The 8,739-nt window shown below is 54.6% G+C and carries 10 protein-coding genes; 7 read left to right on the top strand and 3 right to left on the bottom strand.

Annotated features, from left to right (window positions below; translation table 11 throughout):
- Positions 1 to 14: 14 nt before the first annotated feature.
- Entirely contained in the window at positions 15 to 728 is a 714-nt protein-coding gene (locus tag Poly51_RS08920; protein ID WP_146456427.1) for an integron integrase, read from the top strand.
- Positions 729 to 1,611: 883 nt separating this feature from the next.
- Here Poly51_RS08920 and Poly51_RS08915 read toward each other — a convergent pair.
- The 3 genes from Poly51_RS08915 to Poly51_RS08910 form a co-directional block, all read right to left on the bottom strand.
- The gene (locus Poly51_RS08915; RefSeq protein WP_146456425.1) at positions 1,612 to 2,094 is read right to left on the bottom strand and encodes a hypothetical protein; all 483 of its coding nucleotides are present in this window, start codon (positions 2,092 to 2,094) and stop codon (positions 1,612 to 1,614) included.
- A gap of 398 nt (positions 2,095 to 2,492) precedes the next feature.
- Entirely contained in the window at positions 2,493 to 2,897 is a 405-nt protein-coding gene (locus Poly51_RS30360) for a hypothetical protein (protein WP_186775431.1), read from the bottom strand.
- A gap of 118 nt (positions 2,898 to 3,015) precedes the next feature.
- Positions 3,016 to 3,363, bottom strand: a complete 348-nt coding sequence (locus Poly51_RS08910; protein ID WP_146456423.1) for a M48 family metallopeptidase — start codon at positions 3,361 to 3,363, stop codon at positions 3,016 to 3,018.
- Between the two features lie 566 nt (positions 3,364 to 3,929).
- On the opposite strand from Poly51_RS08910, the gene Poly51_RS08905 reads away from it, so the two are divergent.
- The 6 genes from Poly51_RS08905 to Poly51_RS08880 all read left to right on the top strand — a co-directional run bounded on the left by Poly51_RS08905 (position 3,930) and on the right by Poly51_RS08880 (position 8,411).
- Entirely contained in the window at positions 3,930 to 4,982 is a 1,053-nt protein-coding gene (locus Poly51_RS08905; RefSeq protein ID WP_146456421.1) for a hypothetical protein, read from the top strand.
- Positions 4,983 to 5,160: 178 nt separating this feature from the next.
- Complete coding sequence (locus Poly51_RS08900; protein ID WP_146456419.1) at positions 5,161 to 5,406, top strand: helix-turn-helix domain-containing protein; 246 nt, start codon at positions 5,161 to 5,163, stop codon at positions 5,404 to 5,406.
- A 146-nt stretch (positions 5,407 to 5,552) separates the two neighbouring features.
- A complete protein-coding gene (locus Poly51_RS08895) occupies positions 5,553 to 6,206 on the top strand; it encodes a DUF669 domain-containing protein (RefSeq protein WP_146456405.1) in 654 nt (217 codons plus the stop codon).
- Positions 6,203 to 7,174 carry a DNA primase gene (locus Poly51_RS08890; RefSeq protein ID WP_246114365.1) on the top strand — a complete coding sequence of 324 codons (972 nt, stop codon included), beginning with the start codon at positions 6,203 to 6,205 and terminating at the stop codon, positions 7,172 to 7,174. Before Poly51_RS08895 ends, Poly51_RS08890 begins: the two co-directional genes overlap by 4 nt.
- On the top strand, positions 7,171 to 8,082 hold the full coding sequence (locus Poly51_RS08885) for a DnaB-like helicase C-terminal domain-containing protein (RefSeq protein ID WP_246114364.1): 912 nt from the start codon (positions 7,171 to 7,173) through the stop codon (positions 8,080 to 8,082). Before Poly51_RS08890 ends, Poly51_RS08885 begins: the two co-directional genes overlap by 4 nt.
- On the top strand, positions 8,079 to 8,411 hold the full coding sequence (locus tag Poly51_RS08880; RefSeq protein ID WP_146456402.1) for an HTH domain-containing protein: 333 nt from the start codon (positions 8,079 to 8,081) through the stop codon (positions 8,409 to 8,411). Before Poly51_RS08885 ends, Poly51_RS08880 begins: the two co-directional genes overlap by 4 nt.
- Positions 8,412 to 8,739 lie beyond the last annotated feature (328 nt).

Here is an 8,739-nt window from a genome sequence, read left to right as displayed (position 1 = left end):
AGGTGCCGACGGTGATGAGCACTCGCGAGGTGGCGTCCGTTTTCGAGGGACTCGAGGGAGTTCATCTGACGATCGCCCAGTTGTTGTATGGATGTGGAATGCGGATCAGTGAGGCAATCCGTTTGCGAGTGAAGGACATCGACTTCGACAATCACCTGATCGAAATTCATGGTGCGAAGGGTGATAAAAGTCGTCTGGTGCCGCTGCCGGCTGAGTTGGTGGAGCCGTTGCAGCGATTCGTCGAGTCCCGCCGGGCTCTTCACGAACATGACTTAGCCAATGGTACGGCGTCGGTGTGGTTGCCGCACGCTTTACATCGCAAGTATCCGTCGGCTCATCGCGAGTTCCGCTGGCAGTACTTGTTTGCTTCGCACCGATTGTCGCGGGACCCTCGCACCGGCGATCGCCATCGGCACCACATTCATTACGAAACATTTCCGCGACATTTGAAAGTGGCGGTTGATTCGGCGGAAATCGATAAGCATGTGACAAGCCACACGTTCAGGCACTGTTTTGCGACACACTTGCTTTGGTCGGGGACCGACATCCGAACGGTGCAGGAGCTGCTCGGGCACAGCGACGTCAAGACGACGATGATTTACACCCACGTGATGANCCGGCCGGGCGTGCGGATCGTTAGCCCGCTGGATCGACTGTCGGAGGCAACCGGCCGGCAGCCCGCGGGGAAAAGTTACCAGGAAGGCCGGATCGCCTACGAGGCCGGCTGACTCGTCCAACAGCCTGCTGTGTCGAACGGGCAGAAATTTTGAGTGCGATCGCGAATCCTTCACAGGTTTGCTTTACGCCATCCAGATGGCGGCATCGAAACGCCGTCGGCTTTGCGAAGCTGTTGTCAGTCGACACTGGTCAAGCAGTTGATTTGCCATCGCGAGTTTCGATGGCATCGGTTTGGGAAGAACCTACACCGGATCCAACAAGCTTCGATTGTCGGTGGCAATTGTCGCGGGCCACACTGATCAGGACTGCATTGACGATCAATGAAGCGTTGCTGGCCCATTGCGTGGGATGCAAAAGCCCAGGCACGTGGTTTGAAACCGCACCCGCTCGGCACCCGCAAAGCTCATTGATTGGGTGTCGAAACTGGCTTCGCACCATGCCGTTAATTCGGGTGCCCAGTAGATGCATTTCGAATTCTTTGACCACGCTTCTCGATTTTTAAGGTGGCAAACGTTTGGGCACCAGTTTTGGCCCCTTTTGGCGTTCAGAAGGCCATTTTTGGAAACATGGCGATGCAATAAGTTGCTAAAACACCGTGTTTTCGGGGCCGCGTTGGTTGGCACCTCTGCTGAGATTCCGAACAGGTGCCAAAACGGGATTTGCAATAGGTCGGGAAAAAGCATGGGAATCACCCCCTTTCCCACATCCTTTTGACTACACATCTTTTGCCTCTCCCCCGTTGCAGGGGACGGAGGCGGGTAATTCCTTTTGACGATTTCCGATCGAAAAATTGTTACGACGGATCAAAAACTTGGGTGCCAACCGGCGACGGTGGTGAAGTCGCCGGTATCGTGACGCCCGGCCTCTCGTTCTTGCCGGTGCCTACCGTCGCGGCAGGCACCGGCGTGTTACGACGTAGGCACGGCTGCCTGATCAGGCGACCTGCGAACGCTTTGCCCTTCTGGCTCTCGCTCTTCGGTTAGCACGAGTTGAGATGCCCCGCTTTAGCGACGTCATCAGATCCGCGTTGTCAGATGGACTGGTTGCGGCCATCCACTTGTTCGCGTCTTTGATGCGATAATTCAGTTCATCGTAGTAGTCGTCATTCAACGCGACGTAGGGACAGATGCCAGCGAACACGTTTAGCAGACTGATGGTGCGACGACTCGGATTCAAGGTATCGCCGGACGCAATTCGGTTGATCGTTGACGGGTAGCAACTGCAAAAATCAGCCAGTCGCGTCAGTGTCGGGAACCGTTTTGAGGATCGAACGCCTTGCTGGTTGCATTTGTTCAGATAGTCGACCAACCGCTCATCGGAATCCATTATCCGCATTTTGGATCGGTGGCTTAGTCCCTGCATTTCGATCATCTCGCCGAAGGCTTGCAGGTCAATATCGTTGAGGCTCGTATTCATATCGTTGCTTTCAAGTCAGAGTCGGGTCAGGTCGCCGCAGCAACACTGCGGTGACGCAAAAAGTCATGTCCCGATTGAACAGCAAATTGCCCGGACCGCAAAATGTGTGAAGGCTGGGCTAAGTTCGTGCAAGCGATGCACAAGCCCAGGCACGGTTCTGAGTTAGGCGATGATCATGCCACCACCGCGGCCGAACACCACCTCAACCGAAGTGCCTGCGATGCTGCTCAGATGACCATGCGACTGCATGGGTTCGATCCATTACTGGACGGCCACCAAGTCAAACGATCCGGCCTGTCGCGTGTAGCTCAATGAAGTGCGTGACACCTCATGCCCAAACTTGGTACCGGTGCAGTCGGTTAACTTGCGAGGTGCTGCCGAAGTACGCTTCGAGCCTTTCACTTCAGCAATGGCTGCATCAGTTGGTCCCGGCGGACTTGGAATGATGCAAAACGAGTTTGCGAGCGATGTTTAAAATCGGAGTCCGATTCGAGCTTCAAATTACAGGTTTGGCAGACGACCCACATCTCGGTTGGCCGACTTTTTGATTTCGAATACCAATGATCGTATTGGGCGATCGACAGCGGGCTGCCACGGTCATCGAGGATGGCGACTTCCTCGCAGCATGGGCAGTTGTAGCTTCTGTAAAAGTCCCTGACGGTCCTTACCAACTGTGCCCTTGTCTCCCCTGTCGGATTTCGACGACGTTCAATTGCCTCGATGCGGTCGATGATTTGTGCAAACCCGATGTCGATTTTTTCTTCCAGTCGTTTTAGGTGCGTTATCACGTCGTCTTCGCTCATGGGATACTTCTTCGCAATCGTTTCGGGGAAATGACAGTCGGTTTCGGGTTAGATTTCAACCAATCATCGAACCGGATCGGTGCGGCCGGCATGCACAATGCTTGATTCGATCACGGATCTAGTATTCCCAATCCTCGTGCCGCACTGGTAGCCGATTGAGTAGTTGGCGGCGGTGGGGCCAGTCGGGCATGAACTGGTGCATCCAGTTTTGGAATCGTTCGTTGTGCGTCGGTTCTAGGATGTGAACCATCTCGTGGACCATGATGTACTCCAGGCACTCGGGCGGTTTCTTGGCCAAGTCGGTGTTCAGCCGGATCGTTTTTGCGTTGGAGTTGCAACTGCCCCAGCGGGTTTTCATTCGGCGAACATACATCCCCGCGACTTCGACACCGATGACGCGTTCCCATTTCGTCATCAACGGTTCGGCCGCTGACTTGACCTGGTCGCGGTACCAGTCCTCGACGATTCGGTGCCGCTTAACATCAAAACACGCATTTACGGCCCCAAACGCCGTGGCCGCAAGTCTAGCAAAGCCCCCAACCGGCTAATACGACGCAGACGGGTGGTAGCGAATCGGCGGCTCAATCTGGCGATCGAAAAAATTCGAAATTTCAGTCAACCGTGACCGGGGAAGCCAGGAATACGCCAGATAACCCATGGCGTAAAGGGCTGCGTGGGACCGCCGACGGCCGAGTGGGTTGCTAGTCGTACAGTTCCGCCACGAGATTCGAAGTTGCAAGGTTGAAGATCGAGTTACCGCTATTGCGGCGATTCTGTTTTGGTTTTCGGGCAACTTTGGCAACTGCGTTGCCGGGGGGCTGAGTTCACTCAAATGGCCTGCGGAGGCTGTCGGCCGAACGGTCCACTACCGCCAGCCTGTGCGGTCACCAAAGTGCCCTCTGAAATCGTTGGCGTCCTGTTCGCGGTGGGCGGTCAGTCCGTCGTAAGACCTTGACGGGTTGAAAACGCAACTTGGGGTGGCTATCAACGAAGGTCCCTCGCTGCACCACCACCCCGAAGCCAGCCTTAGAAATGTCAATCGATGAAATGTGCCAGGAACTCGTGGCAATCGAACGTGAGGCCGGTCAAAAGATCGGGTTTGTCATTCTCGCTATTGAGAATGCGACCGGCGAGGCGAGTGAATATGGAGTCTACATCTGCGAATATTGCGTGGCTGCATGTCTTGATTACTGCCGCTATCGCTTGAAAACGAATGACGATGAGATTCCCAACTGCCAATGCCTTAAAACTTTTCGCGGTGACGGTAACTGGATCGTCTGTATCGGTACCGAAGGAGCAACTGAAGTGTTGTCGGTACTTCAACGGTACGGGCATGACATCCACGAAGAGGACATCGTAAAAATTAAACCAGACGATGCATCACTACTGCCGTTTACTCGGTATTCCCGGTTGATCAAACCGCCGGAAATTGTTCCTGAATTCGGCGGCAAGTTGAACTTTGACGACATACCCAAGGGAAATACAGTACGCCACAAGGCCCCAGTCCCCGCTGAAAATTTCAAGTGCATCAAGCGGCGTATGCAGAACGATGACATAGTGAAATCGGAAGTCGATGGGTTGATCTTTGAATTTGAAACTGTTGCAAATCCGCAAGACCGATACCCGGACGACCTGTCCAGCGACCCGCCGATGCTGTTGACCCACGAGGTCGTCGTTTACGACTTGGTCGGTGCTTGCATAGTTGCATTGGGGCTCTCAAAAACGAGAGTAGAGCTCGAACGACAAAGCGAAAAGGCAGCATCAGAGTCGGCGAATCTGAGTGACGAAAAACGAGAGTCTATCACTAAAATACTTTCGCCGAAATCCGATAGTCGCTCAGCGAAAAAACGTGGCAGGCCCCGGGTGAAGGTACTTACCGGCATTGAGAAGCAGATCATGTACTTGCGTGAAGCTGGAAGGAAACCAAAAGAGATCAACAAGTTGCTGGCGTCGGAGTTGGCGGCGGCCGGTATTGAGTGTTCTTCGAAAGTTATCGACAGGATTCGCAAGCGTGTCGAAAGTAATTCGACACGCAAAAACTTGGAAGAATCGTCCGATTCTTCGGAGGAAAATAGTTCGAGCTAATTCCTCCAAGTAGAAAACTGAAAAAAAAAATTGTTCGGGTGCCTCTTGGAGTTTACGTCAATTCGTAACGTCGACTTTCGGAATCAATTCTCTTTTTCGCTTTTCCTCCCGTTCGTCAGGTCAAATTTCGAAACGTCAGACATGGTGTTTGAACGAAGTTTCCTGAACGGGAGTTTTCATGAGCCAACAGAAGCGAAGCACGCCCTCCGGCGACAGAACTGTGCCCGCGATGATGAGCGTCGATGACGTTGCACGTGAACTGGGCTGTTCGCCCAAGCACATACGCCGGATGGCGGATGTGGGAAAAATTCCGCCGTTTGTGAAGCTGGGCCGGCTTTCCCGAATGCCCAGCGAAGTGTTCGCCGAGTGGTTGCGAAACGGCTGCCAACCAGTACGCAAAGCGTCGCGGAGCCGACGCCAGTGAGCGTGCTACGGAGTCCGCAAGATCATGCGGATTTTCCAGTCATGCGATCGCTGCAGTACCAGCAGCTTACGCAAAAGTCCAACACGGCGGTAACTGCCACCGGCCGGGACGAAATTCAATTCAACAAATGTTTTGTGAGCATCAAGATGGTTAAAAAATTAAGCGAGATCCTGCGAGAGAAAAACCAAGCGACCGACGTTGCGAAAGTTTGGGCGGCGACACGCCACAACGATGGACGTTTGCCAAGTGGCGAGTACGTTGCGGAAATCGTTCAAGGGGAAGCGTTTGAATCGTCGAACGCGACCCCGGGCTTCCGCTTGACATTCGAGGTTGTCGAAGGCAAACACAAGGGTGATAGGTTTTGGCACAGCCTTTGGATCACCGATAAGGCAATGCCGATGACGAAGCGCCAGCTCGAAAAACTCAACATCGCCGAACTTAAACAGCTCGACGACCCACTGCCAGTCGTTTTTCGATGCAACGTGTCTCTAGTCCTCAAGGTGAGCGACGGTGGCTACGAATCCAACGAAGTGAAGTGGTTCAACGTAATTGGCCGAACGGAGCCCGAACCCGATCCTTTTGCACCGAAACCAGGACCGAGTCCGTCTGGTGACGCGACACCATCGGACCCTGACACGATTGTTGCCGGAACGCCAAAGCCTGGCGAGAAGAAAGTTTTGTCACGATCGCTTAAGTCGTTTGTTGGAGGGGTGGAGATACCCGCAGCGACTGGTCCAACCCATATGGAGCGGTTACACGCCGCGGCTAAGAAAATGGGTGAAGGGAAGGCCGGCAAATGATTAACGTTGCGATGCCCCTGGGTTATCGCATCGTCGGTCCGTGTGACCGCGAACGCAAGTTGGTCGATTACGACCTAGCGTTCGCGGCATACGCCGACTGCGATGACACTGCAAAAATAGATCGCGAAGCATTCCTATCATCCTTCCAGTACGACGACGCGATTCGTGAACGAGCGAATAATGGAGCCGGACGGCTCGATGTTCGCGGATTCGATGGCCCGTGCTGGTCGCGGTTCGTTTGGTTCGACATCGATCGAGCGGACGATATCAACGCGGCGAAGAATGACGCTTTTAGATTGGCGTCCTTGCTGGTCGACCGATACGAGTTCGATGATTCGGAGTTGCTGGTGTTTTTCTCGGGTTCAAAAGGCTTTCACGTTGGCTTGCCAACATCGCTTTTTAATCCGATGCCAGCGGTCACATTCAACGCTTCGGTTCGGAACTTGGCCGAAAAGCTGGCCGGTATGGCGACGTGTTCGATTGACTCGTCCATCTACGGCAAAGTCCAACCACTGCGGGCGCCGAATAGCCGACATGGCAAGACTGGCCGGTACAAGCGGCTAGTGGCTTTGCCTGAGTTATTTAACGTGCAGGCAGCTGGAATCGTAGAAAGAGCGGCAAATCCGCTGGAGTTCGAAATTCCAGACCCTCCTGCCAACAACGAGCAAGCGATGGAGGACTGGCGAGATGCGTGCGAGATAACAACGGTAGCCGCGGCGTCGGTGAAGACCTGGGACGCTGACCGCACGGCTCTTAATCGATCCACTTTGGAGTTTATTCGCGATGGCGTAGCGGAAGGCGAGCGACAGAGAAGGTTGTTTTCAGCAGCTGCAAACTTGGCTGAATTTGGCTGCCCGCCGCAGCTAGCTCACGCACTGCTAACAGATATTGCGAGGGACATCGGGCTCACACCGAGCGAGACCCGCCGAACTATCGATAGTGGCCTGACGAAAGGCGGTGCCCAGTGAGTGCTGGCAACTACATTCTTTGCGAACAGTTGTTTAATGACTGGAAAGACGATGTCCTTCACGGTGAACCACCACGTTTCTTCGATGTTGGGATGGGGGCGAATGGATTTCGTCTTTGTCCCGGTACGGTAACGCTGCTTGGTGGCTCACCTGGTATGGGGAAAACGGCGTTTGTGATGCAGTGTGTGGTTACCGCACTGGTGAATGCGCCGTCACTCTCTGCCTGCATCGCCAACGTCGAAATGCCACCGGAACGATTGCTGGAACGGCAGCTCAGCCGTCTTAGCGATCTACCGCTGGATGGCATTCAACGCCGGACGTTGGACGCGGTCCAGAAAGGCCAGCTGGAACCAGCTCTGGGGTTACTGAGCGGCGTGGCCGATCGGTTAGTTTTTGTTCAATCACCGATGACGATCGACAATGTCGCAGCGGCAGCCGACTCAATCAGTGCCGAATTGATTGTTCTTGACTATATCCAGCGGATTCGTCCGGTCGGAAGTCACGATGACAAACGAGGTTCGGTGGATGCAACCATGGATTCGATTCGACACTTTGCAGCGGCCGGCTACTGTGTTGTCGCCGTGGCGGCCGTTGGCAGAACGAAGGACGCTAGAGGCCGATCCAGCTATGCCGGTGATGGCTTGTCGCTTGCTTCGTTTCGTGAGTCGTCCGAACTGGAGTACGGTGCCGATGACGCCTACCTGATTGTGCCAACGGAGGATGACGAGTCGGGTGCATTGGAGATCGGCGTCACACTTCGGCATTTGAAGTCACGGTATGGAAAGCCCACCGACATTGAGCTGGCGTTCAACCGGTCACGGCAGTCATTTTGGCCTCAGCCGGTTGATAGTTTTGTGGCGTCTGGCCCCCGTCGCGGTCCTGTTCGCGGGCTCTGGAGGGATTCATGACGCGACCAACTTCAAGGCAACGAAATGTTGTGACAGCGGATCGGTTCACGATCCTAAACACCTTCGTCGACGTTTCGCTTAGGACACTGAGCTCATCGGAGGCCGCCGTGTGGTTCGTGCTCTACCGCGATACGAGAGACGGGATGGCTCGGTCGGGGCAATTAGACATTGCCAATCGTGCAGGCGTCAGTGATCGCACGGTTCGCCGTGTGCTCAAGCGACTGGACGAGCGGGGATTGGTCGAAGTGGTCAGTCGTGGCGGCCTCAGCCAAGGGGCGTCCGTGTATCGGGTTTACGCGATGTCAAAGCCTTTGGCTGAGACGAGGTAGCGCATCGGAGTTAAGGCCGTGTCCGTCGGAAGGCGGACACGGCCATGTCCGGTGTTACTGGACACCGGGAGTCATTTGTCGCGGACACAGCTGTGACCGGCATCCCATAAGGGACCATAAGAGCGTCCGTCTCTTTCGGTCCTGCGGACCGAGACGGACACGCAGAAAACGAACTGTCACGACCGATTTTTGGGTCGTGATCGTACGAGCGCAACAGGTATGATGCGAGGGTGGCGGCTAGATCAGCCCGCCAAGAGCCCGCGTCACTACCAAGCTGTTGCCGAATTAGAAATCCAATTCAACTAATGCAAGTGGAGTAATGAAATAC

The organism is Rubripirellula tenax (assembly GCF_007860125.1).
Taxonomy (GTDB): domain Bacteria; phylum Planctomycetota; class Planctomycetia; order Pirellulales; family Pirellulaceae; genus Rubripirellula; species Rubripirellula tenax.
This window is presented reverse-complemented; position numbering and strand designations above follow the sequence as displayed.